This is a genomic window from Kitasatospora sp. YST-16, assembly GCF_026802215.1.
In the GTDB taxonomy this organism is placed as follows: Bacteria; Actinomycetota; Actinomycetes; order Streptomycetales; family Streptomycetaceae; genus Kitasatospora; species Kitasatospora cineracea.
Window position 1 is genome coordinate 7,299,307 of record NZ_CP113837.1, and the last position, 25,173, is coordinate 7,324,479.

General features: G+C 74.3%; 20 protein-coding genes. 12 read left to right on the forward strand and 8 right to left on the reverse strand.

Annotation, left to right across the window (positions count from 1 at the left end; translation table 11 throughout):
- Positions 1-82: 82 nt before the first annotated feature.
- Positions 83-934 (forward strand): alpha/beta fold hydrolase, encoded by an 852-nt coding sequence (locus OU787_RS32860; RefSeq protein WP_268661584.1) that lies wholly within the window; start codon positions 83-85, stop codon positions 932-934.
- A 268-nt stretch (positions 935-1,202) separates the two neighbouring features.
- Positions 1,203-2,111 carry a helix-turn-helix transcriptional regulator gene (locus OU787_RS32865; protein ID WP_268661585.1) on the forward strand — a complete coding sequence of 303 codons (909 nt, stop codon included), beginning with the start codon at positions 1,203-1,205 and terminating at the stop codon, positions 2,109-2,111.
- 91 nt (positions 2,112-2,202) lie between these two features.
- Here the strand turns inward: OU787_RS32865 and OU787_RS32870 are convergent, their stop codons facing one another.
- Both OU787_RS32870 and OU787_RS32875 read right to left on the reverse strand, forming a co-directional pair.
- A complete protein-coding gene (locus OU787_RS32870) occupies positions 2,203-3,522 on the reverse strand; it encodes an MFS transporter (RefSeq protein ID WP_268661586.1) in 1,320 nt (439 codons plus the stop codon).
- Positions 3,519-4,115: an ArsR/SmtB family transcription factor gene (locus OU787_RS32875; protein ID WP_268661587.1), complete on the reverse strand. Its 597-nt coding sequence runs from the start codon at positions 4,113-4,115 to the stop codon at positions 3,519-3,521. The genes OU787_RS32870 and OU787_RS32875 overlap by 4 nt, the downstream gene beginning before the upstream one ends.
- Before the next feature lie 256 nt (positions 4,116-4,371).
- Here OU787_RS32875 and OU787_RS32880 point away from each other — a divergent pair, with 256 nt between their 5' ends.
- The 5 genes from OU787_RS32880 (at position 4,372) to OU787_RS32900 (ending at position 12,186) form a co-directional block, all read left to right on the forward strand.
- Positions 4,372-5,796, forward strand: coding sequence for a sulfatase family protein (locus tag OU787_RS32880; RefSeq protein WP_268661588.1), 1,425 nt, complete (start codon positions 4,372-4,374; stop codon positions 5,794-5,796).
- A gap of 107 nt (positions 5,797-5,903) precedes the next feature.
- Positions 5,904-6,884 (forward strand): formylglycine-generating enzyme family protein, encoded by a 981-nt coding sequence (locus tag OU787_RS32885; RefSeq protein WP_268661964.1) that lies wholly within the window; start codon positions 5,904-5,906, stop codon positions 6,882-6,884.
- A 260-nt stretch (positions 6,885-7,144) separates the two neighbouring features.
- Positions 7,145-9,298, forward strand: coding sequence for a M4 family metallopeptidase (locus OU787_RS32890; protein ID WP_268661589.1), 2,154 nt, complete (start codon positions 7,145-7,147; stop codon positions 9,296-9,298).
- Positions 9,299-9,421: 123 nt separating this feature from the next.
- The gene (locus OU787_RS32895; RefSeq protein ID WP_268661590.1) at positions 9,422-11,053 is read left to right on the forward strand and encodes an AAA family ATPase; all 1,632 of its coding nucleotides are present in this window, start codon (positions 9,422-9,424) and stop codon (positions 11,051-11,053) included.
- A gap of 971 nt (positions 11,054-12,024) precedes the next feature.
- Positions 12,025-12,186: a response regulator transcription factor gene (locus OU787_RS32900; protein WP_227480470.1), complete on the forward strand. Its 162-nt coding sequence runs from the start codon at positions 12,025-12,027 to the stop codon at positions 12,184-12,186.
- A gap of 22 nt (positions 12,187-12,208) precedes the next feature.
- On the opposite strand, the gene OU787_RS32905 is transcribed toward OU787_RS32900, so the two are convergent.
- Positions 12,209-14,377, reverse strand: a complete 2,169-nt coding sequence (locus OU787_RS32905; RefSeq protein WP_268661591.1) for a M4 family metallopeptidase — start codon at positions 14,375-14,377, stop codon at positions 12,209-12,211.
- 383 nt (positions 14,378-14,760) lie between these two features.
- Here OU787_RS32905 and OU787_RS32910 point away from each other — a divergent pair, with 383 nt between their 5' ends.
- Complete coding sequence (locus OU787_RS32910; RefSeq protein ID WP_268661592.1) at positions 14,761-15,411, forward strand: HD domain-containing protein; 651 nt, start codon at positions 14,761-14,763, stop codon at positions 15,409-15,411.
- Positions 15,412-15,456: 45 nt separating this feature from the next.
- Here the strand turns inward: OU787_RS32910 and OU787_RS32915 are convergent, their stop codons facing one another.
- Both OU787_RS32915 and OU787_RS32920 read right to left on the reverse strand, forming a co-directional pair.
- The gene (locus OU787_RS32915) at positions 15,457-15,999 is read right to left on the reverse strand and encodes an MOSC domain-containing protein (RefSeq protein WP_268661593.1); all 543 of its coding nucleotides are present in this window, start codon (positions 15,997-15,999) and stop codon (positions 15,457-15,459) included.
- A gap of 75 nt (positions 16,000-16,074) precedes the next feature.
- Positions 16,075-17,910, reverse strand: a complete 1,836-nt coding sequence (locus tag OU787_RS32920; RefSeq protein WP_268661594.1) for an NACHT domain-containing protein — start codon at positions 17,908-17,910, stop codon at positions 16,075-16,077.
- A 299-nt stretch (positions 17,911-18,209) separates the two neighbouring features.
- Here OU787_RS32920 and OU787_RS32925 point away from each other — a divergent pair, with 299 nt between their 5' ends.
- Positions 18,210-19,097, forward strand: coding sequence for a TIGR03619 family F420-dependent LLM class oxidoreductase (locus OU787_RS32925; protein ID WP_268661595.1), 888 nt, complete (start codon positions 18,210-18,212; stop codon positions 19,095-19,097).
- Between the two features lie 278 nt (positions 19,098-19,375).
- Here OU787_RS32925 and OU787_RS32930 read toward each other — a convergent pair whose 3' ends face one another.
- The gene (locus tag OU787_RS32930; protein WP_268661596.1) at positions 19,376-20,296 is read right to left on the reverse strand and encodes a LysR family transcriptional regulator; all 921 of its coding nucleotides are present in this window, start codon (positions 20,294-20,296) and stop codon (positions 19,376-19,378) included.
- Positions 20,297-20,380: 84 nt separating this feature from the next.
- Between OU787_RS32930 and OU787_RS32935 the strand changes: the two genes are divergently transcribed.
- The 3 genes from OU787_RS32935 (at position 20,381) to OU787_RS32945 (ending at position 23,876) form a co-directional block, all read left to right on the forward strand.
- Entirely contained in the window at positions 20,381-21,121 is a 741-nt protein-coding gene (locus OU787_RS32935; protein WP_030462364.1) for a succinate dehydrogenase cytochrome b subunit, read from the forward strand.
- Between the two features lie 86 nt (positions 21,122-21,207).
- Complete coding sequence (locus OU787_RS32940) at positions 21,208-23,151, forward strand: fumarate reductase/succinate dehydrogenase flavoprotein subunit (RefSeq protein WP_268661597.1); 1,944 nt, start codon at positions 21,208-21,210, stop codon at positions 23,149-23,151.
- The gene (locus tag OU787_RS32945) at positions 23,148-23,876 is read left to right on the forward strand and encodes a succinate dehydrogenase/fumarate reductase iron-sulfur subunit (protein ID WP_268661598.1); all 729 of its coding nucleotides are present in this window, start codon (positions 23,148-23,150) and stop codon (positions 23,874-23,876) included. The genes OU787_RS32940 and OU787_RS32945 overlap by 4 nt, the downstream gene beginning before the upstream one ends.
- Positions 23,877-23,925: 49 nt before the next feature.
- Here OU787_RS32945 and OU787_RS32950 read toward each other — a convergent pair whose 3' ends face one another.
- Both OU787_RS32950 and OU787_RS32955 read right to left on the reverse strand, forming a co-directional pair.
- Entirely contained in the window at positions 23,926-24,069 is a 144-nt protein-coding gene (locus OU787_RS32950; protein WP_268661599.1) for a hypothetical protein, read from the reverse strand.
- A gap of 20 nt (positions 24,070-24,089) precedes the next feature.
- Complete coding sequence (locus tag OU787_RS32955; protein WP_268661600.1) at positions 24,090-25,103, reverse strand: alpha/beta fold hydrolase; 1,014 nt, start codon at positions 25,101-25,103, stop codon at positions 24,090-24,092.
- Positions 25,104-25,173 lie beyond the last annotated feature (70 nt).

Here is a 25,173-nt window from a genome sequence, read left to right on the forward strand (position 1 = left end):
GTCTTGGACGGACCAGCGTAGTTCCCTAGCGTGACCTGGTCACCATTCCGCACCACCCCCCCGCCCCTCCTGGAGCCCCGCCGTGCCCGAACTGCGCCGCGTCCCCGTCAACGGCGTCGAACTGAACGTCGCCCTCGCCGGATCCGGTCCGGCCGTCCTGCTGCTGCACGGCTTCCCGCACACCTGGGAGCTGTGGACGGACGTCATGGCCGACCTCTCCGACCGCCACCGCGTCATCGCGCCGGACCTGCGCGGGTTCGGCGCGAGCAGCCGGGCCGCCACCGGGTACGACACGGGCACCCTGGCCGCGGACGCCGAGGCGCTCCTCGCCGCACTCGGCGTCCGCTCGGCCGCGGTGGCGGGCATCGACGCGGGCGCCGCGCCGGCCTTCCTGCTCGCCCTGCGCCGCCCCGACCTGGTCCGGCGGCTGGTCGTCATGGAGTCCCTGCTGGGCACGCTGCCCGGCGCCGAGGAGTTCCTCGCGGGCGGGCCGCCGTGGTGGTTCGGCTTCCACTCCGCCGCGCCCGACCTCGCCGAGACCGTCCTGGAAGGCCACGAGGCCGCCTACGTCGACTGGTTCCTGCACGCCGGCACGCTCGGCGACGGGGTGCGCCCCGCCCTCCGGGACGCCTTCGTCCGCGCGTACACCGGCCGCCCGGCGCTGAGCCGCGCGTTCTCGTACTACCGGGCCCTGCCCGAGAGCGCGGCCCAGATCGAGCGGGCGGTCGCCGCCGCCCGCCTGACGGTGCCGACGCTGGCCCTGGGCGCCCGCCCCGTCGGCGCCGCGCTGGAACGCCAGCTCCGCCCGGTCGCCGACGACCTGACCGGACACGTCATCGAGGACTGCGGCCACATCATCCCGCTGCACCGCCCGCACGCCCTGCTCGCGCTGCTGCGCCCGTTCCTGGCCGGCGCGGACGCCGAAACGGCGTGACCGGGGCCGGGGCCGGGGCCGGGCCCGTGCCCGTGCCGGAGGAGGCGCCGGTGCCGAAGGTGACCCGGCCGGTGAAGTCGTAGGCGGGGTTCACCGGGTGCTCCTGGTGGTGCGGACGTTAGGACGGGACGGTCCCTGGGTGTCGGACGGGCGGGCGGGGCCACATCGTCCAGGCAACCCCCCCGCCCGCCGCCCGCCGCGTGCCACGGCCGTGGGGTGTACCGGCGGTACACCCCACCCGGGCCCCGGGCGCCGTACCGTCGGAGGCGTGGACAACAGCCAGGAGGTCCGCGAGTTCCTCACCTCGCGGCGCGCGAAGATCAGCCCCGAGCGGGCGGGCATGCCCGCCGGCCCCCGCCGCCGGGTGCCCGGCCTGCGCCGCAGCGAGGTCGCCGCGCTCGCCGACCTGAGCGTCGAGTACTACGCCAAGCTGGAACGCGGCAACCTGGCCGGGGCCTCACCCGCCGTCCTGGAGGCCCTCGCCCGCGCCCTGCAGCTCGACGACGCCGAACGCGCCCACCTGCTGCACCTGGCCCAGGCCGCCGACGGCTCCGACGCGCTGGCCCGCCCCCGCCGCCGCACCACCCGGCAGTGGACGGCGCCCCCGGCCCTGCAGTGGATGCTCGACGCCGTCACCGGCGGCCCCGCGTTCGTCCGCAACGGCCGGATGGACCTGCTTGCCGCCAACCAGTTCGCCCGCGCCTTCTACGCCGAGGTGTACGACCAGCCCGGCAACCAGGACAACCTCGCCCGCTACCAGTTCCTCGACCCCCGCTCCCGGCGCTTCTACCCGGACTGGGAGCAGGCCGCCGACATCACCGTCGCCATCCTGCGCACCGAGGCCGGCCGCGACCCGCACGACAAGGACCTGCACGACCTGGTCGGCGAACTGTCCACCCGCAGCGACGAGTTCCGCACCCGCTGGGGCGTCCACGACGTCCGCCACCACGGCAGCGGCACCAAGCGCTTCCACCACCGGGCCGTCGGCGACCTCACCCTCGCCTACGAGGGCATGGAGCTGACCGCCGCCCCCGGCCTCCACCTGACCGTCTACACCGCCGAACCCGGCTCCCCTTCCGAACAGGGCCTGCGCCTGCTCGCCAGCTGGGCCGCCACCCGCGAGGCCGGACCGGACCCCCGACGGACCGGCCGGACGGCACCCACCCACCGGGAGTGAGCGCGCCGGGGCCGAGCGCGCCCGCAGCCCGAGGCCCGGGGCCGAGCGCGCCCGCAGCCCGCGGCCCGGGGCCGAGCGCGCCCGCTACCGCCTACCGGGCCGCCCGCACCGCCCCGTCCCGGCGCCCGCCCGACGGGAGCGGGAGGTCGAGCGGCACCAGGGACTCCGGGGCGCGGACCCGGGGGACGGGCGAGGGGAGCAGCCACAGCACGGCGAGGCTCCCGCCGAGGGCCGCGACGAGCAGGGCGGGGCGCAGGCCCAGCACGGTGCCCAGCAGGCCGCCGAGCAGCGCGCCGAGCGGGCGGACCCCGTAGTTGACGGTGGCGAACGCGCCGAAGACCCGGCTGCGCAGCCGGTCGGGGACCACGGCGGCCTGGACGGCGTTCAGCGGCACGTCGAACAGCATCACGCCCAGGCCGGAGAGGAACTCGGCCGCCGCCAGGACGCCCGTCCGGGCCCACACCGGACCGCCCGCCACGGTCAGCAGCGCGATCGGCGCGGGGAACAGCACCGCGCCCAGCACGATCGTCCGCCCGGCGCCGATCCGCCGCGACAGCGCCGGAGCCCCCAGCGCCCCCAGCAGGCCGCCGGTCGCCCCGAGACCGAACGCCAGGCCGATCCGGCCCGCCGACAGGCCCAGCTCCCGGCCCGCGAACAGCACGGTGAGGCCGTAGCCGAGGAAGGTGAAGAAGTTGACGGTGGTGCAGCAGCCCAGGCTCGCCCGCAGGTACGGGTGCCGCAGCACGAACCCCAGCCCCTCCCTGGCCCGCCGCAGCACCGCCCCGTCCGGCCCGTCCGCCCTGTCCGCCCTGTCTGGTTGATCCGTCGGCGGCCGGTCGGTCCGGACGCCGCCCACCAGCAGCGCCGAGACCAGGAACGACACCGCGTCGGCCAGCACCGCGATGGGCGCCGTCAGCGCCTGCACCAGCGCCCCGCCGAGCGCCGGTCCGGCCAGCTGCGCCGCCGAACGGGTGCCGCTCAGACGGCTGTTGGCGGCCAGGTAGGCCGAGCGCGGCACCAGGCGGGCGAAGAACGGCGCGTACGCGTTGCCGAACAGCACGCCCGCCGCGCCCGTCACCACCGCGACGGCGTACAGCTGACCCAGCGTCACCGCGCCGAACAGCGCCGCCACCGGCAGGGTGGCCAGCGCCGCCGCCCGGACCAGGTCCGCCAGCACCAGCAGCCGCCGCTGGTCGGGGCGGCCGTCCACCCAGGCGCCGAGGAAGACCGCCGCCAGGTTCGGCGCCCACAGCGCCGCCGTCAGCCCGGCGACCTGCGCGGTGCTCGCGTCCAGGGCGCCCACCGCGATCAGCGGCAGCGCCAACTCCGAGACACGGTCGCCGAACTGGGAGACCGCCTGCCCGGCCCAGAACCGCCGGAACGCCCGGTGGCCCCGCAGCGGCGACGTCACCCCGTCCCGTCCTCGGGCCCGTCCCCCTCCGGCAGGGTGTAGCGCAGCAGGCGCACCGCCCGGGCGTCCGCGGGCCGGTCGGCGCGGTCGCGGTGGACGTACGGGGCGAGCAACTCCTCCATCGCGGACGAGAGTTCGGCCAACTCGGCGGGGGAGAGGACGATCCGGGTGTCGGCCAGCCCGGCCGAGCGCAGCCACTGCGGCGGCAGGCCCGGACCGACCTCCGCCATCCAGCGGGCCGGCGCGTCCGCGGAGCGCCGGAACATCACCTGCGCCAGCGCCCCGGCCGCCTCCCGCCCCGCCCCGTCCGCCCCCGGCGCGAACCGGAACCCGCGCCCGACCGCCTCCCACCGCCGCTTGCGCCGGTCCGGCCCGGGCTCGGCGTCCCGCACCAGCCCGAACTCGGCCAGGTGCCGCAGGTGCCAACTCGCCACCGTCGGCGTGGCCCCCACGTGCGGAGCCAACTCGGTCGCGGTGGCCGGCCCGTGCAGCCGCAGCCGCTCCAGCACCGCCAACCGCACGGGATGGGCCAGGGCGCGCATCGCGCGGGGATCGGTGATCTCGACGTCACCGAGCGGGTTGCCGGAACTCATGGTCTGAGAGTGTCCTCTCACGATATTCGAGAGTCAACTCTCACGATTCGCGGGACCCCGGTCGGACAGTGGGCGAAACATTGCAACGGGCCCGTGAACAGCGTGCGTTGTCTGCCCGCGGGCGATTGCGGGGGGCTCCGGGGCGGCCGTAGGTTCACCGTCAGCGCGCCGCGCACGCTCTGTCCGGCCGGGGACGCCCGCCGACTCGCTCCGCCCGCACGTTCCCTCCTGCCTGCTGCGAAAGGGTGTGCACGCCATGAGTCGGAAACCCCGACCACCGCGCGAAGCAACGACGTTCGGCCGCCGCGGCTTCCTGGCCGGCGCCGCCTCGGCGGCCGCCGCGACCGCGCTGCCGCTGGGCCTCGGCACCGCGAGCGCCGCCGCCGCGACCGCGCCCCGGCCCAACGTCCTGGTGATCCTCACCGACGACCAGCCCAAACAGACCGAGTGGGCCACCCCGAAGACCGTGGACTGGCTGGTCGGCCACGGCGTCCGGTTCACCTCCGGGCACGTCACCACGCCGCTGTGCGCGCCGTCCCGCTCGTCGGTCTTCAGCGGGCAGTACGCGCACCGCCACGGCGTCCGCGACAACGGGCACCCGTACAACCTCGACCAGCACCACACCGTCCAGCGGGCGCTCGGCCAGGCCGGTTACCGCACCGGGCTGTTCGGCAAGTACCTGAACGCCTGGCACCCGGCCGACGACCCGCCGCACTTCGAGGAGTGGCTGCTGGCCGCGCCGGTCGTCTACAACGACGGCCAGTACAACGACAACGGCACCGTGCGCACCATCCCCGGCTACTCCACCTCGGTGATCCGCGACCACGCGCTGGCCTTCCTCGACAAGGCCGCCACCGACCCGCGCCCCTGGTTCGCGTTCGTCGCCCCGAAGGCCTCGCACGAACCCAACACGCCCGAACCCCGGTACGCCGACACGCCCGTCCCCGCCTGGGACGGCCGCCCGTCCGTCGACGAGGCCGACCGCAGCGACAAACCCCAGTGGATCCAGGACGCCACCGCCACCCTCGCCACCGCCCGGCAGCTGCGGGCCCGCCAACTGCGCACCCTGCTCTCGGTCGACGACGCCGTGCAGGCCCTGCACGACAAGCTCGCCGCGCTCGGGCAGCTGGACAACACCCTGGTGATCTACCTCGGCGACAACGGCTACACCTGGGCCGACCACGGCTGGTCGAAGAAGTCGGTGCCCTACCTGCCCTCCGTCGAAGTGCCGTTCTACCTCTCCTGGCCGGCCGGCGGCCTCGGCGCGGGCAGCCCCGCCGACCACCGGATCGTCGCCAACACCGACCTCGCCCCCACCATCCTGGAGGCCGCCGGGATCACCCCCGACTGGCCGGTCGACGGCCACTCGCTGCTCGGCACCCACAGCCGCGACCACCTGTTGGTCGAGTACTGGGAACAGGGCGTCCACCAGGCCGGACGGCCGCACACCTGGTCCTCGTACCTGTCGCGGACCGAGCAGTACACCGAGTACTACAAGCTGCACACCGACGCGGACGGGCTGCCCGCGGGCACTGGCGAGGTCGCCTTCCGCGAGTACTACGACCTCGACGCCGACCCGTACCAGCTGGTCAACAAGCTGTACGGGGCCACCCCCGCCCAGGAACAGGCCCTCGGCATCCCGGCCCTCGCGGCCACCCTCGCCGCCGAGCGCGGCGCCTGACGCGCCGTCGCCCCGGGCACCCCGTGAAGCCCCGGCCGGTCGTCTCCCCGGCGGCCGGCCGGACCCGTCACCGCACCTCCCGCTCCTCCCGCACCGAAGAGGCCGCCATGCTCTCCTGCTGCACCCCCGGGCACGAGCCCGCCGACCCCGGCCCGACCGTCCTGACCCTCCTGTCCCCGGGACGACCGCCCGTCCCGGCCCCGTCCGTCCCGGCCCCGTCCCCCGCCGCGCTGCGGGCCGCCCGCGGGCTGCTGGAGCTGCCCGGCGGGACGTTCCTGATGGGCGGGCAGGACCCGGACGCCGTCCCCGGGGACGGCGAGGGGCCGGTGCGGGAGGTGCGGCTCAGGCCGTTCGCCATCGCGGCGACCGCCGTCACCAACGCCGAGTTCGCGTCCTTCGTCCGGGAGACCGGGCACGTCACCGACGCCGAACGCTTCGGCTCCAGCTTCGTCTTCGAGGGCCTCCTCACCGACCGGCTGCGCGCCGCCTCCCCGCCGGTCGCCGCCACCCCGTGGTGGCGCTCCGTCGCGGGCGCCGCCTGGCGCACCCCCGAGGGCCCGGGCAGCGACTTCGCGGCCCGCCAGCAGCACCCCGTCGTGCACGTCTCCTGGAACGACGCGCAGGCGTACTGCGCCTGGTCCGGCACCCGGCTGCCCACCGAGGCCCAGTGGGAGTACGCCGCCCGCGGCGGCCGCACCGGCACCCGCTACCCGTGGGGCGACGAACTCGCCCCCGGCGGACGGGAGATGCTCAACATCTGGCAGGGCGACTTCCCCACCCGCCACACCGGCCGACACCGCTCCACCGCCCCCGTCCGCTCCTACCGCCCCAACGGCCACGGCCTGTACAACGTGCTCGGCAACGTCTGGGAGTGGTGCGCCGACCACTTCAGCCCCGACCACCACCGCCCCGCCACCCCCGCCACCCGCCACGACCCCCTCGGCCCGCCCACCGGCCCCACCCGCGTCATGCGCGGCGGCTCCCACCTGTGCCACGCCTCCTACTGCAACCGCTACCGCCTCGCCGCCCGCTCCGCCAACACCCCCGACAGCTCCAGCGGCAACATCGGCTTCCGCATCGCCCGCTGACGCGTGCCGAACGCCCGCCGGGCACCCGCCCAGCACGCGTCAACACCCGCCGAATACCCGTTGATGACCCGTCAGGGGGTCTCCCTGGGGCCGGTCATGACGCACCCTTGACCGGCCCTTGTCGAGGGGGCGAGGGCATGTCGCGGGGGTGGCCGGCGGTCCTAGCGTCCTGCCGCCGAGCTGAACCCGGCCGCGATGCCACACCCCATCGGTGTCGTCGGCCGTCCCCCATCAACCCCGGCTCGGTGGGAGGAAACCCGATGAACCGCAAGACCGCGCTGGCGTCGGCCGTGGCGGCCGCCCTCACCCTGGGCACCGTGATGGTGGCGAGTGCACAGTCCCCCGCACTGGCGAGCGGTACCACCGCGAGCGGTGCAGGCTTCCGGGCGACGACCGAGGCGGGCCGCACCGCGGACCTGGAGCGGGCGTCGAAGGACGCCGGGGCGCTGGCGAAGACGCTGGGCCTGGGGCCGGACGAGCGCCTGGTGGCCAAGGACGTGCTGGTCGACAACGGCGGGGCCCGGCACGTGCGCTACGACCGCACCTACCGCGGGCTGCCGGTGGTCGGCGGCGACCTGGTGGTGCACTACGCGAAGAACGGCAAGGTCACCTCGACCACCTGGGCGCACGAGGGCGCGATCAAGGTCGCGGGGGTGACGCCGAAGCTGTCCGGCAAGGACGCCACGGCGACCGCCGAGCGCAGCGCCAAGCACGTCAAGCAGGCCCGCAGCACCGGCCTCGACACCAGCCAGCTGGTGGTGTGGGCGGTCGGCAAGGTGCCGGTGCTGGCCTACCGCAGCACCGTCACCGGTTCCGGCGACGCGGGCGCGGCCTCCCGCGAGGCCGTGCTGGTGGACGCCGGCAGCGGCGCGGTGCTGGACCAGTACGAGCTGGAGCAGACCGTCGGCGGCACCGGCAACGGCGTCAACGTCGGCCAGGTCTCCATCGAGACCAGCCAGGGCGGCAGCGGCTACACCCTGACCGACGCGCTGCACGGCAGCACCGTCGTCTACGACTCGTACAACAGCCCGCAGTCGAACCCGGCGCAGAACGCCCGGACCTTCTCCAAGTCGTCCAACTCCTGGGGCAACGGCTCCACTTCGAGCCGGGAGAGCGCCGCCGTTGACGCCTCCTACGGCCTCGCCAAGACCTGGGACTTCTACAAGAACACCTTCAACCGCTCCGGCATCCGCAACGACGGCCGCGGCGCGCCCGCGTACGTCCACGTGGACAACCAGCTGCTGAACGCGTTCTACGACGACTCCTGCTTCTGCATGTCCTTCGGCGACGGCTCCTCGCAGAACGGCAACATCCCGCTCACCGCGCTGGACGTCTCGGGCCACGAGATGAGCCACGGCGTCACGGCCGCCACCGCGAACCTGAACTACTCCGGCGAGTCCGGCGGCCTCAACGAGGCCACCTCCGACATCTTCGGCACCATGGTCGAGTTCTACGCCGGCAACAGCACCGACCCCGGCGACTACTACATCGGCGAGAAGCTCAACATGGGCAACGGCTACCTGCGCCGGATGGACAACCCGGCCGCCGACGGCTCCTCGCTGTCCTGCTACAGCAGCCGGGCCGGCCAGGTCGACGTGCACTACTCGTCCGGCATCGCCAACCACTTCTTCTACCTGACCGCCGAGGGCACCGGCGCCAAGACCATCGGCGGCCTGCCGCACAACGGCACCCCGTGCAACGGCGACACCTTCACCGGCATCGGCAAGGACAAGGCCGCGGCGATCTGGTACCGCGCCCTGTCCACCTACATGACCTCCACCACCAACTACTCCTCGGCCCGCACCGCGACCCTCCAGGCCGCCGCCGACCTGTACGGGTCGAACTCGCAGGAGCGCTACATCGTCTCCAAGGCGTGGGCCGCCGTCAGCATCGGCACCGCGCTGCCCGACCCGGGCAACGGCAACCCGTCGCCCTCCCCGTCGCCCACCTCCTCGCCCACCGGCAACCCGAACCCGGGCAACGCGCTGACCAACGGCGACTTCGAGCAGGGCGCCTCCGGCTGGACCCAGAGCGCCAACGACATCACCAACTCCACCCAGCAGCAGGCCCACGGCGGCTCCTGGTACGCCTGGATGATGGGCTACGGCTCCACCGCCAGCGAGACCCTCTCGCAGAGCAACGTCGCCGTCCCGTCCACCGGCAGCCCGAAGCTCACCTTCTGGCTCAAGGTCACTACCCAGGAGTCCGGCTCCACCGCCTACGACACGCTCAAGGTCAGCGCCAACGGCCAGACCCTGGCGACCTACTCCAACGCCAACGCCTCGGCCGGCTACGTGCAGAAGACCGTCGACCTGAGCGCCTTCCGCGGCCAGAGCGTGAACCTGCAGTTCACCGGCCAGGAGGACGCCTACCTGTCGACGATCTTCCTGATCGACGACGTCAACGTCGGCTGACCGCAGGCTCTCCTGAAGTCCCCAACGATCAAGCCTTAAAGGGGACTTAACAGCAGCCCGCGAGGGTGTCGTGTTCATGCGACACCCTCGCGCAGCCGGTTCCGAGGCGGCACACTGACCGCCATGACCGGCATCCTCCCCGGCCCGGCCGGACCCGCCAGCACCCCGGCGGGCCCGACCGAGCCCCCGCTCGTCGACCGCGCGCACCTGCTCGCCGACATCCGCACCGCACTCGCCGCCACCGGCGGCGTCCTGCTGCACGGACCGGCCGGCATCGGCAAGACCGCCCTGCTCGACACCCTCGCCCAGGACGCCGGCACGGCAGGCGAGACCGTCCTGCGCAGCAGCCCCACCGCCGCCGAGGCGGACCTGCCGCACCTCGCCCTGATCGACCTCCTCGGCGAGGCCCTCCCCGGCCTCGCCGAGGACCTGCCCGACCACCTGCGCCAGGCCCTGGAGTGCGCCCTGCTCCACCGCGCCCCCCAACCCGGCGCCCCCACCGACCCGTTGGCCGTCCGGGTCGCCGTCCTCGAAGCACTGCGCCGGCTCGCCCAGCGCGGCCCCGTGCTCGTCCTGCTCGACGACACCCAGTGGCTCGACGAGGCCAGCCGCCAGGTCATCGCCTTCGCCGCCCGCCGCCTCACCGACCGGCAACTGCGGATCGCCGTCACCGAACGCACCGAACACGCCGACGCCGCACCCGAGAGGGGCGCCCTCTGCCCGCCCGCCGCCCGCGAGATCCCGGTCGGCCCGCTCGGCGAACGCGGCACCGGCGCCCTGCTGCGCGAACGCCTCGGCCTGCGCCTGAGCGGCCTCACCCTCACCCGGGTGCACGCCGTCAGCGGCGGAAACCCATACTACGCACTGGAGTTGGGCCGCTCACTGGCCGCCGGCGGCGGCGAGAGCGCGCTCGCCGCCGACCCCGCCCGCCCGCTCGACGTCCCGCACCGGCTGCGCGCCCTGGTCTCCGCCCGGCTCGGCGAACTCCCCGACCCCGCACGGCAGTCGCTCACCGTCCTGGCCGCCGCCCGGACCGGCACCGGCCTGCCCGCCACCGTCACCGAACCGCTCGCCGCCGCCCGCCGCCACGGCATCGTCCAGCAGACCCCCGCCGGCACCCCCAGTTCAGCCACCCCCTGGTCGCCGAGGTGGTCCTCGCCGACGCCGCCCCCGAAGCGCTGCGCGCCGCCCACCGGCTGCTCGCCGAACTCACCGCCGACCCGGTCGAACAGGTCCGCCACCAGGCCCTCGCCGCCGACGCCCCCGACCCGCGGCTCGCCTCCCGGCTGCACCGCGCCGCCGACACCGCACTCACCCGCGGCGCCCCCGGCACCGCCGCCGAACTGCTCCGCCTCGCCGCCGAACACACCCCCGACCCCGACACCGCCGGACGCCGCCTGCTCGCCGCCGCCCGCAACGCCGCCGCCGCCGGCCTGCCCGACCTCGCCCGCGCCTGCGGCGAACGCCTCGCCGACGCCCCCGCCGCCGACGTCCGGGTGCACGCCCGCCTGCTGCTCGCCCGGCTGCTCGGCCCCGACCACCCCGGCGCCGAACCCCTGCTCGCCGCCGCCGCCGAGGACACCGGCGGCCACCCCGCGCTCACCGCCGCCGTCCACCAGGAACGCGCCGTCCGCGCCCTGCACCACGGCGACCGGGCCGAAGGGCTCGCCGAACTCGCCACCGCCGAGAAGCACGCCGACCACGCCGACGACCCCGACCTGCTGGTCGAACTCCTCGCCCAGCGCGCCCCGTTGACCCTGCTCACCGACCCCGCCCTCGGCCTCGCCCAACTCGAACGCGGCTGCCGCCTCGCCGCCGGCCGGCCCCCCACCGCCGCCGCCGTGTTCTGCCGCGAAGGACTCGCCGTCGCCGCCCTGCGCAGCGGCGACCTGCCCCGCGCCGTCGCCGAGGTCGAAGCCCTGCGCGCCGAGGTCGAGGCCGCCGGCCGCACCGAGGACCTCGCCAACGTCCTCTACATCGCCGCCTCCGTCTACGAGCGGGCCGGCCGCTGCACCGAGGCGTACGCCGCCGGCCGCGCCGCCCACGACCTGCGCGAACGCATCGAACCCAGCCCCGGCCCGGCCCGCGTCCTCGGCGGCGCCGCCGAACTCAACGGCGGCACCGCCGACCGCGCCGCCCAGCTCCTCGACTCCGCGATCCGCGCCGCCGAGAGCGACCACGACCGCGAATGGCTCTCCTACGCCCACGGCCTGCGCGGCCGGGTCGAACTCCTGCGCGGCAACCACCCCGCCGCCGCCGAGCACCTCACCCGCTGCCTGCACCTGCTGCGCCGGATGGAGTTCACCGACCCCTCGCTCTTCCTGGTCGACGCCGACCTGACCGAGGCGCTCGCCCTCTCCGGCCGCCCCGAGGAGGCCGCCGCCACCCTCGCCGACGCCCGCGACCGCGCCACCCGGCTCGGCCGCGACGTGCTCACCCTGGGCCTGCACCGCGCCGAGGCCCACCTCACCGCCGCCACCGACCCCCGCCGCGCCGCCGACACCCTGCGCGCCCTCATCCCCGACACCCACCCCTACCCCCTCGAACTCGCCCGCGCCCACCTCGCGCTGGGCGCCCTGGAGCGCCGCGCCCGCCGCCGGGCCGCCGCCCGCGCCGCCCTCCAGGAGGCCCACACCCGCTACGCCGCGGCCGGCTGCCTGCCCTGGCAGCAGCACGCCGCCGCCGCCCTGGCCGCCCTGGACGCCCTGGAGGCCGACCCCACCCCCATGCAGCAGCAGATCCTCGCGCTGATCCGCTCCGGCGCCACCAACCGGGAGATCGCCGCCCGCCTCCACCTCTCGGTGAAGGCGGTCGAAGCCAACCTGACCCGGCTCTACCGCCAGTACGGCGTCCGGGGGCGGGCCGAGCTGGCCCGCCACCGGGACTGACTGTCGGTCAACTGCCCTGCTCTCAGCCGACCTTGACGTCGTCGATCAGGAAGATGGTCGACAGCGCGGCGTCCTCCTGCCCGGCGAAGGACAGGTTCACCGTCTGGCCGGCGAAGGCGCTCAGGTCGACGCTCTTCTGCACGTACCCGGCCGAGGCGTTGGCGTTGGAGTACGTCTTGAGCGTCCGCCCGTTCACGTTCACCTTGAGCGTGTCGTAGGCGGTGGTGCCGGTCTCCTGGGTGGTGACCTTGAGCCAGAAGGTGAGCTTCGGGCTGCCGGTGGACGGGACGGCGACGTTGCTCTGCGAGAGGGTCTCGCTGGCGGCGGAGCCGTAGCCCATCATCCAGGCGTACCAGGAGCCGCTGTGGGCGGCCTGCTGGGTGGAGTTGGTGATGTCGTTGGCGCTCTGGGTCCAGCCGGTGGCGCCCTGCTCGAAGCCGCCGTTCGCCAGCGCGTTGCCCCCGGGCGGCGGGGTCGGCGTCGAGGTGGGGGACGGCGTGGGGGTGGGGGAGGGCGACGGGTTGCCGGTGCCCGGGTCGGGCAGCGCGGTGCCCAGCGAGACGGCGGCCCACGCCTTGGAGACGATGTACCGCTCCTGCGAGTTGGCGCCGTACAGGTCGGCCGCCGCCTGCAGGGTCGCGGTGCGGGCCGCGTTGTAGTCGGTGGTGGAGGTCATGTAGGTGGTCAGCGCGCGGTACCAGATCGCCGCGGCCTTGTCCTTGCCGATGCCGCCGAAGCTGTCGCCGTTGCACGGCGCCCCGTCGTGCGGCAGCCCGCCGATGGTCTTGGGGCTCGTCCCCTCGGCCGTCAGGTAGAAGAAGTGGTTGCCGATGCCGGAGGAGTAGTGGACGTCCACCGACCCCGCGTTCGAGCTGTAGCAGGACAGCGAGGACCCGTCGAGCGACGGGTTGTCCATCCGGCGCAGGTAGCCGTTGCCCATGTTGAGCTTCTCGCCGATGTAGTAGTCGCCCGGGTCGGACGGGTCGTTGGCGTAGAACTCCACCATGGTGCCCATGATGTCGCTGGTCGACTCGTTCAGGCCGCCGCTCTCGCCCGAGTAGTTGAGGTTCGCGGTGGCGGCCGTGACGCCGTGGGTCATCTCGTGGCCGGAGACGTCCAGCGCGGTGAGCGGGGTGTTGCCGTTCTGCGAGGAGCCGTCGCCGAAGGACATGCAGAAGCAGGAGTCGTCGTAGAACGCGTTCAGCAGCTGGTTGTCCACGTGCACGTAGGCCGGGGCGCCGCGGCCGTCGTTGCGGATGCCGGAGCGGTTGAACGTGCTCTGGTAGAAGTCCCAGGTCTTGGCCAGTCCGAAGGAGGCGTCGACGGCGGCGCTCTCCCGGTTCGCGGCGGTGCCGTCGCCCCAGTTGTCGCTGCTGTTGCTGAACGCCTGCGCGTTCTGCGCCGGGTTCGACTGCGGGCTGTTGTTGGAGTCGTAGACGATGGTGCCGCCGTGCGAGGCGTCGGTCAGCGTGTAGTTGCCGCTGCCGTCCTGGCTGGTCTCGATGGTGACCTGCCCGACGTTCACGCCGTCGCCGCTGCCCGAGACGCCCTGCTCCAGCTCGTACTGGTCCAGCACCGCGCCGCTGCCCGCGTCCACCAGCACCGCCTCGCGGGACGCCGCACCCGCCTGCCCGGTGCCCGTCACGGTCGTCCGGTACGCCAGCACCGGGGCGCCGTGCGCCGTCGCCCACACCACCAGCTGGCTGCCGTCCCGGTCGGTGGCGTGCGCCTGCTTGACGTGCTTGGCACTGCGGGCGGCCGCCGCCGAGGCGTCCTGCCCCGACAGCTTCGGCGTCACCCCGGCCAGCCGGATCGCGCCCTCGTGCGCCCAACTCGTCGACGTGACCCTGCCGTTCTTCGCGTAGTGCACCACCAGGTCGCCGCCGACCACCGGCAGCCCGCGGTAGGTGCGGTCGTAGCGCACGTGCCGGGCCCCGTCGTTGTCGACCAGCACGTCCTTGGCCACCAGGCGCTCGTCCGGCCCCAGGCCCAGGGCCTTCGCCGCCGCGTCGGCCTCCCGGCCGGCCCGGTCCATGGCCGCGGCCCGGTCCGAGGCGCTCATCGCCCGGAACGCGGAGCCGTTCGAGGTGCCACTGCTGGCCAGCGCGACACCCTGCGAACTCGCCACCACGGCACTGCCCAGGGTGAGGGCCGCCGCGACAGCCACCGCCAGAGCGGTCTTGCGGTTCATCGCAATTCCTCCTGCCGAGCCCGGTCGATGGGGGAGGCCGACGGCCCCGATGGGTGCGGGACCGCGGCCGGTGAAAGCTCGGCGGCAGGACGCTAGGACGGGGACGGAACACCGCGACACGCCCCCGACAACGGGCAAGGGAATCGCAAGGGAAAAGCCCCCCGGAACAAGGGCGACCCTCTCCGACGGACCGTCAGCAAAGCGACGGGAAAAGGAAGTTGAGCGATACGTCAAAGTACCGCGGAAAACGCTCCGGCCACAAGCGCCCTTGGCCCCGGCAATTCCCGGAAGAGGCGCTTGCGGAGGCATCCGGAAATCCGGCGCTTTACCGGAATCGGAGCCGCACCTCCCGTTCCGGGCCGCCGCCTGGCAGGATGGGAGGCATGAGCGACGACGAACGCCGGCGCCCGCTGGCCGACACCACCCCCTTCCCCGACGGCCTGGACGAGCGGCTGCACGCCCAACTCACCTTCCTGGTCGAGGTGGACCGCCTCAAGACGGTGCTGCGGCAGTCCCCGCTCGCCGCCGCCGACCGCCGGGAGAACGACGCCGAGCACTCCTGGCACCTGGCGATGATGGTCACCGTCCTCGCCGAACACGCGGACGAGCCGATCGACGTCGGCCACACCGTCCAACTGGTGCTCCTGCACGACCTGGTGGAGATCCACGCCGGCGACACCCCGCTGTACGACAGCGTCGGCGCCCTCGACCAGGAGGCCCGCGAGGCGGCCGCCGCCGACGAGCTCTTCGCCCTGCTGCCCGCCGACCAGACCCGCCTGCTGCGCGCCCACTGGGACGAGTTCGAGGCCCGCCGCACCCCCGAGGCCCGGTTCGCCAAGGCCATGGACCGGCTCCAACCGCTCCTGCTCAACTGGATGGCCCGCGGCGGCACCTGGCGCACCCCCGGCGTCACCGCCGACGACGTCCGGGCCCGCAAGTCCGTCATCGCCGACGCCTCCACCCCCCTCTGGGCCGCCGCCCGCCGCTTCATCGACGAGGGCGAGGCCCGCGGCTGGTCCCGCCCCGGCGGCTGACTTCCTACCCGCTCCCGGGCCGGGTCGGGGCGGACCCCGCAGGGCTCAGACCCGGTCGAGCGGGCGGTGCGGTTCGGGCGGCAGCGTGACGGTGATGCCGTCGCCGGGGCGGATCTCGCCGCCGGAGCGGACCACGCCCATGATCCCGGCCTTGCGGACCAGCGCCCCGCTGTCGTCCCGCCCCACCACCTGCTTGAGCAGCCCGTGCTGGAAGTTGTCGATCTGCGCGCACGGGTTGCGCAGCCCGGTCACCTCGACCACGGCCTCCGCCCCGAACCGCAGCAGCGTCCCGACCGGCAGCCCGAGCAGGTCCACGCCCCGGGTGGTGACGTTCTCGCCCAACTGCCCCGGCGCGACGGTGAACCCGGCCTCCGCCAGCTCCTCGAACAGCTCCTCGTGCATCAGGTGCACCTGCCGCAGGTTCGGCTGCGAGGGGTCCTGCGCGACCCGGGAGCGGTGCTTCACCGTCACCCCCGCGTGCACGTCCCCCTCGACCCCGAGCCCCGCCAGCAGGCGGATCCCGTCCCGGTTCGGCTTCGTGAACGAGTACTCCCCGTTCCTGCTGACCGCCACCACGCTCCCGGCCATCCGGACCACCTCTCGTCGTACTGATGCGTACCGATGTTCCGTGCACCCACCCTACGCGCCGCCCCCGGCGGCCCGTCAGGGGGTCTGCTGCGCCAGCCGCTCGCGCAGCGACTCGTGCCGGAACTGGTACACCGAGCCGACCCGGCGCAGCAGGCCCAGCCGGTGCGCCTCGGCGAGGAAGGCCGCGTAGCGCAGCGGGATCCGCCCGGCGGCGGCCAGGACCAGCCGGGCCAGCGTGTACGCGCCCCACTGGGAGGCCAGGACGACCGCGGCGGCCGCCGAGAGCCCGGCGCCCAGGGCCTGCCACGGCGGCGGCGGGTCCAGGCCGGTGGACAGCATTGCGTACCACGCCCAGCCCGCGGCCGCACCCACGGTGAGTGCCCGCCGCCGCCCGCCGCGCAGCGCCGCGGCGGGGCTGCTCTGCCGCTTGGCCGAGACCACCCGGGCGGTCCGCCGGAGCCAGGCCCGGCCGGCGAGCAGCAGCAGGATGACGAACCAGCCCTGCAGTAGGACGGTGCTCGCGGTGGCGAGCGGCCGCTCGCTGCCCGGCACCCAGTGCCGGACGGGCAGTGCGGCGAGGACCAGCGCGGGGCAGGCCAGCAGCAGGGCCGCGGCCCGGGCGGCCCGCCGGCGCGGGGAGCGGACGGACCGGGACGGGGGTTGCGGCCGCGCCCAGCTCTCGTACCCGCCGCCGACCAGTCCCAGCATGGCCCCGGCGGTCATCATCGCTGCGGCGTGCGGCCAGGGGTGCGTGGTCTGGTCGACCCGGGCGATCACGGCGCACGCGGCCAGGAAGACCGGGGCGGTCAGTGCCAGGGACCACCGGCGGGCCATCACGGGGCGGGTCAGCCGCCAGTACAGGCGCCACCAGGCTAGGTCGGGTTCGTCGTGCGCGGCGAGGCCGCCGAGCGTGCGGGCGGCGTGCGGGGCGAGGGTGGGGACCAGCCGGTCGAGCAGGTGGTGGGTGAGCGACTCCCGGTCGGGGAAGCGCAGCAGGTCCGCCGGGTCGGCGCCGGGGCGGCCGTGCACCTCGCGGGCCAGCGACAGCAGCAGCGGGTTGGCGAGCGCGCGGGCGACCGGCCCGGTCGGGTGGCGGGCGATCTCGTCCAGGACGGGCTGCCAGCGGTCGAGCTGCTGGGGCCCCGCGTGGTGGCGCAGCGCCTCGCCGACGCCCGCGGCGGGAATCGGCCGGCTCCGCAGCGCCGTCGACGCGTGCAGGACGCGGGACTGCCCGGCGGCGCGGCGGTACTCCTCGGCGCGGCTGGTGAGGACCAGCGGATCGCCGGGCGCCAGGCTCCGGTTGAGCGCCCGGAGCGCGTCGGCCTGGTGCTCCGGCGGCAGTTCGTCGAAGCCGTCCAGGACGGGCAGCAGGCGGCGTTCGGCGAGCAGTCGGGCCACCGGCACGGTCGGGTAGTCCTTGGTGAGCCGTTCGGCGAGCCACTCCCGCAGGGGCTGCTTGCCGGGCTCCCAGGAGACGAGCGGGACGAGCACCGGCACCGGGTCCTCGGGGCCGAGCCGGTCGATCAGCCGGAGCAGCAGCAGGACGGCCAGCGAGGTCTTCCCGGACCCGGCGCCGCCGAGGACGACCAGGCGGCGTTCCGGCAACGCCAGGAACATCTCGGCGATCTCGGCGGGCCCGGTGTGCACCGTCGCGGGCCGGTCGCCGGCCAGCTCCGGGTGGTCGGCCAGCCGGTGCTCGGTGCGCCAGGGCACCGGCAGCGGCAGCGGTCCGAACAGCCCCCGGGCGGCGGCCTCGGCGCGCCACTGCCCGCCGACGAGGCCGGCCAGCCGCCGGGCGTCCGGGTCCGGTTCGGGGAGCGGGGCGGCGGGCACCGTCAGGTCGATCCGGCCGACGGACCCGGCCTGGACGACGTTCCGGGCCTGCCCGCCGGAGAATTGATTGTGCGTCAACCGTCCCCCCGCGGCGAAGCGCTGTCCGAAACCGGGCCCATCGTACGCCCGCGCCGGAAGGAGCGGGCCGGGTCCGGAACCGCGGCCGCGGTGCTGTGACCGACAACGTTCGCCGGGCCGGTGCTGGTGATCCGACCGGGAAGGTGCACTGCCCGCAGCGCGGCGCCGGCTCCGTCGAGGCTCGACGGGAGATCGCCGCTTTCGGTGGATGAACCGGCGCCGTTGGGGAGTTGGGAGTGGTGTCGGGCGGTCCGCAGACCGTCCTGCCACCACCGGACCGCCGCTGAAAGGCTTCGCTCATGTCCCTGTTGCGCCTCGGTGTCTCCCTTCAGCCGCGCTGGCCGATCGAGGACGGAACCTCCGTGCTCCGCGCTGCCGTGCATGCGGAGCAGCTGGGCTTCGACCACGTGGCGGTCGGCAACCGCCTCCTGGACAGCGGATTCGGCCTCGACACCGACCCTCTCGTCCTGCTCTCCGCAGTCGCGGGTGCAACGACCCGCCTGCGGTTGCTGACCTCCGTGCTGGTCGCGCCGTATTATCCGGCGCTCGTGCTCGCCAACCAGGCGGCGACGTTGGACGTCGTATCCGGCGGTCGTCTGATCCTGGGAATCGGCACTGGCTGGAACCCCGACGAGTTCGAAGCCGTGGGTGTGCCCTCCCGAGAACGGGGCGCCCGTACCGATGACCATCTCGCCGCTGCCAGGGCCCTGTGGACGACACAACCCGTTGACTTCGAGGGGCAGTTCACGAAACTGCGCGCCGCCCACCTCGGAGTGCCGCCGGTCACGCGTGGTGGCCCGCCGGTGTGGGTCGGCGGTCACAGCGACGCGGCCTTGCGCCGCGCGCTGCGTTTCGGCGACGGCTGGTACGGCACTGGCGTCGATGTCGGGGAAGTCACCGATGTGAAGCGCCGCCTGCATGAACTTGCCACCACCGAGGAACAGGCCGACCGCCTGACGCTCGCTTCGGCCGCCTTCTTCACGCCACCCGGGATCCCCGCGGCCGTCCCGTCTCCAGGAGAGCCGCTCGGCGGGGATTCGCCCACTGCGGCGAGTGTCGCTGAAGCCCTCGGAAAGCTCGCCGAGGCCGGGCTCGCTGTCTCCACCCTGTGGATGCCCGTTGCGGCTGAGCATGTGGAGAAGGCGATGGAGTGGATCGCGTCCGAGGTCATGCCACAGCTCGCCTGATGCAGGCGCTCGCCAGGCCGGATCAGGCTGCCGCAACGAGAAGGGCCTCCGCCGGCGAGGACGTCGGGGTGGCGGGCAGCGTCATCGTCCGCCGGTCACGCACCGAGTCGGTACTGCCCCGCCGCACGATCCCCTGGAACCGCCGGCCTCCGTGCTCCGTGGGCCCGCGGACCATGACCGGCTCCGCCGTTGCGTCCCGTCCGAGCTGAACGCCTCGCGACATCCGACCGGTCAAGAGCCCGTCAGCGCCAACCCGGTGCACCCGTGCGGTCCGAGCACTAGTGGGCCAGCAGCCGGGTGCCCGGGGGGAGGGAGTCGGTGCGGTCGGCCTCGTGCAGGTAGGCGAGCAGGGCCTCGCGGAAGGCGCTCGCGGCGTGGGTGAGCGGCAGGTCGCGGCCGTGAGCGACGGCGATGGTGCGGCCGAGGCCGGGCGGGGCGAAGGGGGTGGTGGGGAGCTGGGAGCTGGCGGCGACCATGCCGGGGACGACCGCGGGGCCGAGGCCGGCCCGGACGGCGGCCAGCACGGCGTCCATCTCGCCGCCCTCGACGGCGTACGTGGGCTCGAACCCGGCCGCCCGGCAGGCCGCCAGGGTGGTCTCGCGCACGTCGTAGCCCTCCCGGAACATCACCAGGTCCCGGCCGCGCAGGTCGGTGATCCGGGCCCGGGCGCGGGGGAGCGGCTCGGCGGAGACCAGCACCAGGTCCTCGTGCAGCAGCGGGGTGACGGCGAGCGGCGCGGCCGGCGGCGAGGCCGGGGTGATGACCAGGGCGAGGTCGAGCCCGCCGGCCTCCAGGTCGCGGACCAGGTGCCGGGAGCCGCCCTCGGTGAGGTGCAGGTCGACGCCGGGGTGCCGGGCCCGGTACGCCCGCAGCACCTCGGGGACCAGGCTGCCGCAGAGCGAGGGCGGGGCGCCGAAGCGGACCCGGCCCCGACGCAGCTGGACGGTCTCGGCGACGGCCCGCCGGGCGCTGTCGGCGTCGGCCAGGATGCGCCGGGCCAGCGGCAGCAGGGCCTGCCCGGCGTCGGTGAGGGCCGTCCCGGCCCGCGAGCGGTGGAACAGTTCGGCGCCCAACTCCCGTTCCAGGGACCGGATCTGCTGGGAGAGCGAGGGCTGCGAGACGTGGCTGAGCTCGGCGGCCCGGGTGAAGTGCCGGGCGTCGGCAACCGCGACGAAGTAGGCGAGCTGCTGCAACTGCACACCAGCCATCATAGGCACTGCCTATCGTGACCGGCGCTTCCATGTCTTGGACACCCCCGACGCGCCCGGCTTACGGTCATGGTCATGGCTCCCGCTACCCGGGCGAACCGGGTGAACCAGACGAACCGGACCCCCGTCCCCGGCCGGCACCCGTCCTCACTGGCAGCGCTGTGGCGCAGCTCCGTCGGCAAGAAGGCCGTGATGGCGGTCAGCGGGCTGATGATGCTGGCGTACCTGGTGGCCCACATGCTCGGCAACCTCAAGGTGTTCTTCGGCCCGGCGGACATCAACGGTTACGCGCACTGGCTGCGCACCATCGGCCAGCCCTTCCTGCACCACGGCTGGTTCCTCTGGCTGGCCCGGGCCGGACTGCTGGCCGCGGTGGTCGCGCACGGCACCGCCGCCTACCAGCTCTCCCGCCGCGACCTCAAGGCCCGCCCGGTGAAGTACGTCCACCAGCGGCAGCGGGCCACCTACGCGACCCGGACGATGCGCTGGGGCGGGGTGATCCTCGGGCTGTTCGTGGTCTGGCACATCCTCGACCTGACCACCCTCACGGTGAACCCGGCCGCCGAGGAGGGCCACCCGTACCAGAACATCGTGGCCTCGTTCTCGACCTGGTACTCGGGCGCGATCTACTGCCTGGCGATGCTGGCGCTGGGCCTGCACGTGCGGCACGGCTTCTGGAGCGCCGCACAGACCCTGGGCGTCAACAACCCGCGCCGCGACCGGGCGCTGAAGCTCGGCGCGAACGCGCTGGCGCTGCTGCTGACCGCCGGGTTCCTGTCGGTGCCGGTGGCCGTGATGGCCGGACTGGTCCGGTGAGCCCGGTGAGCCCGGTGAACCCCGCGCCGCAACCGCCGAACCCGCCGCACCCGTCGAACCCCCAACACCCCACCGGGAGCCCGGGAATGAGCTACCTCGACTACACCCTCGGTGCGCCCGTCGCCGACACCGCCGCCCCCGCCGGGCCGATCGAACAGCGCTGGGAGCAGCGGCGGTTCGAGGCCAAGCTGGTCAACCCGGCCAACCGCCGCAAGCACACCGTGATCGTGGTCGGCACCGGCCTGGCCGGCGGCGCGGCCGGCGCCACGCTGGCCGAACAGGGCTACCACGTCGTCCAGTTCTGCTTCCAGGACTCCCCGAGGCGCGCTCACTCGATCGCCGCCCAGGGCGGCATCAACGCGGCCAAGAACTACCGCAACGACGGCGACTCGGTGCGCCGGCTGTTCTACGACACCGTCAAGGGCGGCGACTTCCGGGCCCGCGAGTCCAACGTGCACCGCCTGGCCGAGGTCTCGGTGGAGATCATCGACCAGTGCGTGGCCCAGGGCGTCCCGTTCGCCCGCGAGTACGGCGGCCTGCTCGACACCCGCTCCTTCGGCGGCGTCCAGGTCTCCCGCACCTTCTACGCCCGCGGCCAGACCGGCCAGCAGCTGCTGCTCGGCGCCTACCAGGCGCTGTCCCGGCAGGTCGCCGCCGGGAACGTCGAACTGCACCCGCGCACCGAGATGCTCGACCTGCTGGTGGTCGACGGCCGGGCCCGCGGCATCGTCGCCCGCGACCTGGTCACCGGCGAGATCCGCTCGTACACCGCGGACGCCGTGGTGCTCGCCACCGGCGGCTACGGCAACGTCTTCTACCTCTCCACGAACGCCAAGAACTCCAATGCCACCGCGATCTGGCGGGCCCACCGGCGCGGCGCCCTGTTCGCCAACCCGTGCTTCACCCAGATCCACCCGACCTGCATCCCGCGTTCCGGCGACCACCAGTCCAAGCTGACCCTGATGAGCGAGTCGCTGCGCAACGACGGCCGGATCTGGGTCCCGAAGGCGAAGGGCGACACCCGCCCGGCGGCGCAGATCCCCGAGGACGAGCGCGACTACTACCTGGAGCGGATCTACCCGGCGTTCGGCAACCTGGTGCCGCGCGACATCGCCTCCCGGGCCGCCAAGACGGTCTGCGACGAGGGCCGCGGCGTCGGCCCCGGCGGCCAGGGCGTCTACCTGGACTTCGCCGACGCCATCGCCCGGCTCGGCCGGGACGCCGTCGAGGCCAAGTACGGCAACCTGTTCGAGATGTACGAGCGGATCACCGCCGAGGACCCGTACACCGTCCCGATGCGGATCTACCCGGCGATCCACTACACGATGGGCGGGCTCTGGGTCGACTACGACCTGCAGACCACCATCCCCGGCCTGTTCGCGATCGGCGAGGCCAACTTCTCCGACCACGGCGCCAACCGGCTCGGCGCCAGCGCCCTGATGCAGGGCCTCGCCGACGGCTACTTCGTGCTGCCGCCCACCCTGAACGACTACCTGGGCCGCACCAAGCTCGCCGCCGTCCCCGCCGACCACCCCGAACTCGCCGCCGTGGAGGCCGAGTCCGCCGACCGGCTGAACCTGATCCTGGCCGTCGACGGCGACCGCACCCCCGACTCCTTCCACCGCGAACTCGGCGAACTCCTGTGGGAGGAGTGCGGAATGGCCCGCGACGAGGCCGGACTGCGCCGCGCGCTGGAGCGCATCCCGCAGATCCGCGCCGAGTTCTGGCGCCGGATCAAGGTGCCCGGCACCGGCGAGGAGCTCAACCAGGCGCTGGAGAAGGCCAACCGGCTGGTCGACTACTTCGAACTCGCCGAACTCATGTGCCTGGACGCGCTGCACCGCGCCGAGTCCTGCGGCGGCCACTTCCGCACCGAGTCCGCCACCCCCGAGGGCGAAGCCGCCCGCCGCGACGAGGAGTTCGGCTACGCCGCCGCCTGGGAGTTCACCGGCACCGGCGAAGCCCCCGTCCTGCACCAGGAAGAGCTCGTCTTCGAGCACGTCCACCCCACCCAGCGGAGCTACGCGTGAACCTCACCCTGCGCATCTGGCGCCAGCAAGGCCCGGACACCCCGGGCGAGATGACCGAGTACCGGGTCTCCGGCATCAGCGAGGACATGTCCTTCCTGGAGATGCTCGACACCCTCAACGAGGAACTCATCCTGCGCGGAGAGCGCCCCGTCGCCTTCGACCACGACTGCCGCGAAGGCATCTGCGGCGCCTGCGGCATGGTCATCAACGGCCAGGCCCACGGCCCCGAACGCACCACCACCTGCCAACTGCACATGCGGCACTTCACCGACGGCGACACCATCGACGTCGAACCCTGGCGGGCCGGCGCCTTCCCCGTCGTCCGCGACCTGGTGGTCGACCGCTCCGCCCTCGACCGGATCATCGGCTCCGGCGGCTACGTCACCGCCCCCACCGGCTCCGCCCCCGAGGCGCACGCCACCCCCGTCCCCAAGGAGGCCGCCGACCTGGCCTTCGAGCACGCCGAGTGCATCGGCTGCGGCGCCTGCGTCGCGGCCTGCCCCAACGGCTCCGCGATGCTGTTCACCGCCGCCAAGGTCGTCCACCTCAACGTCCTCCCGCAGGGCGCCCCCGAACGCGCCTCCCGGGTGCGGAACATGGTCGGCGCCATGGACGACGAGGGCTTCGGCGGCTGCACCAACACCGGCGAGTGCGCCACCGCCTGCCCCAAGGGCATCCCGCTGTCCGGCATCGCCCGCCTGAACCGCGAGTTCCTGCGCAGCTGAGCGGCTGCGGAGCCCGAACGGCCCTCCCCGCCGATCTTCTGACGCACCGTCAGATGTCGCGCGGGGAGGGCGGCGGCCACGGCCCCGGGCCCTTCACGATCCGGATCGCCGGCGCGGTCTCCAGGTGCCGCACCCCGACAGCGCCGCCACCCGGCGGCGCCGCCACCCCCGACCTCGCCAAGGGGTGCTCCATTCAACCTTCCTGACGGACCGTCAGACCTTCGGGAGCGCGTCGAGCCAGTCGGTCAGCAGCTCGTTGACCTCCGCGGGGCGTTCCTGCTGCACCCAGTGGCCGCAGCCCTCCAGCAGGTGGGCGCCGGCCAGCGCGGGCAGCGTGCGCGGGAAGGCGTCGATCGCCTCGGCCATCCAGGTGGTCGAGGCGTCCCGCGTCCCGCCGACGAACAGCGCGGGCTGCTCCAGCGGCCGGCCCGCCAGCTCGGCCAGCTCCGCCCAGTCCCGGTCCATGTTCCGGTAGCGGTTCAGCGCCCCGGTCAGGCCGGTGCGCTCAAACTCGCCCGCGTAGACGTCCAGATCGGCCTCCGACAGCCAGGCCGGCCGCACCCCCCGCGGGAACCGCTCGCGCAGCGTCCCGCCGTCGGCCCGGGAGACGAAGTGCGGATCGGGCGCGTCCGCCCCCGGCATGGTGTCCGCCGACAGCGCCGCGAAGAACCCCGCCAGCCAGCCCCGGACGTCCGGCTCGATCTCCGCCTCCGCCCGCCCCGGCCGCTGGAAGTACGAGACGTAGAACTCCTCCGGCCCGCCCATCCCCGCGAACACCTCGCTCGGCCGCGGCCCGCCCGGCGGGGCGTACGGCACGCTCAGCAGCCCCACCGCCCGGAACACCTCCGGGTGCAGCAGCGCCGACGCCGCCGCGATGTTCGACCCCCAGTCGTGCCCGACCACCACCGCCGTCTCCTCGCCCAGCGCCCGCACCAGCGCCAGGTTGTCCGCCACCAGCTCCCGCATCCGGTACGCCGCCGGATCCGCCGGCCGGGACGAACGCCCGTACCCGCGCACGTCCAGCGCCACCGCCCGGTACCCGGCCCCGGCCAGCGCGGGCAACTGGTGCCGCCACGAGTACCAGGACTCCGGGAACCCGTGCACCAGCAGCACCAGCGGCCCGTCCCCCTGCTCCACCGCGTGCAGGCGCCCGGCGGGCCCGGCGACGGTCCGGTGCGTGGCCGCAACCGGCGTACCGGGACGGCGAGTTGACTGCGAAGCGGACATGGCGAATCCTCCAACGAGCGGAACGGCGGCGAGAACACGTCGATCATGCGCCGCCCCCGCCCGCCGGGGC

Coding starts and splice junctions, on each gene's coding strand:
- OU787_RS32875 (WP_268661587.1), bottom strand. CDS start 4,115: ATGAGTTCCGGCAACCCGCTCGGTGACGTCGAGATCACCGATCCCCGC.
- OU787_RS32880 (WP_268661588.1), top strand. CDS start 4,372: ATGAGTCGGAAACCCCGACCACCGCGCGAAGCAACGACGTTCGGCCGC.
- OU787_RS32885 (WP_268661964.1), top strand. CDS start 5,904: ATGCTCTCCTGCTGCACCCCCGGGCACGAGCCCGCCGACCCCGGCCCG.
- OU787_RS32890 (WP_268661589.1), top strand. CDS start 7,145: ATGAACCGCAAGACCGCGCTGGCGTCGGCCGTGGCGGCCGCCCTCACC.
- OU787_RS32895 (WP_268661590.1), top strand. CDS start 9,422: ATGACCGGCATCCTCCCCGGCCCGGCCGGACCCGCCAGCACCCCGGCG.
- OU787_RS32900 (WP_227480470.1), top strand. CDS start 12,025: ATGCAGCAGCAGATCCTCGCGCTGATCCGCTCCGGCGCCACCAACCGG.
- OU787_RS32905 (WP_268661591.1), bottom strand. CDS start 14,377: ATGAACCGCAAGACCGCTCTGGCGGTGGCTGTCGCGGCGGCCCTCACC.
- OU787_RS32910 (WP_268661592.1), top strand. CDS start 14,761: ATGAGCGACGACGAACGCCGGCGCCCGCTGGCCGACACCACCCCCTTC.
- OU787_RS32915 (WP_268661593.1), bottom strand. CDS start 15,999: ATGGCCGGGAGCGTGGTGGCGGTCAGCAGGAACGGGGAGTACTCGTTC.
- OU787_RS32925 (WP_268661595.1), top strand. CDS start 18,210: ATGTCCCTGTTGCGCCTCGGTGTCTCCCTTCAGCCGCGCTGGCCGATC.
- OU787_RS32935 (WP_030462364.1), top strand. CDS start 20,381: ATGGCTCCCGCTACCCGGGCGAACCGGGTGAACCAGACGAACCGGACC.
- OU787_RS32940 (WP_268661597.1), top strand. CDS start 21,208: ATGAGCTACCTCGACTACACCCTCGGTGCGCCCGTCGCCGACACCGCC.
- OU787_RS32950 (WP_268661599.1), bottom strand. CDS start 24,069: ATGGAGCACCCCTTGGCGAGGTCGGGGGTGGCGGCGCCGCCGGGTGGC.
- OU787_RS32955 (WP_268661600.1), bottom strand. CDS start 25,103: ATGTCCGCTTCGCAGTCAACTCGCCGTCCCGGTACGCCGGTTGCGGCC.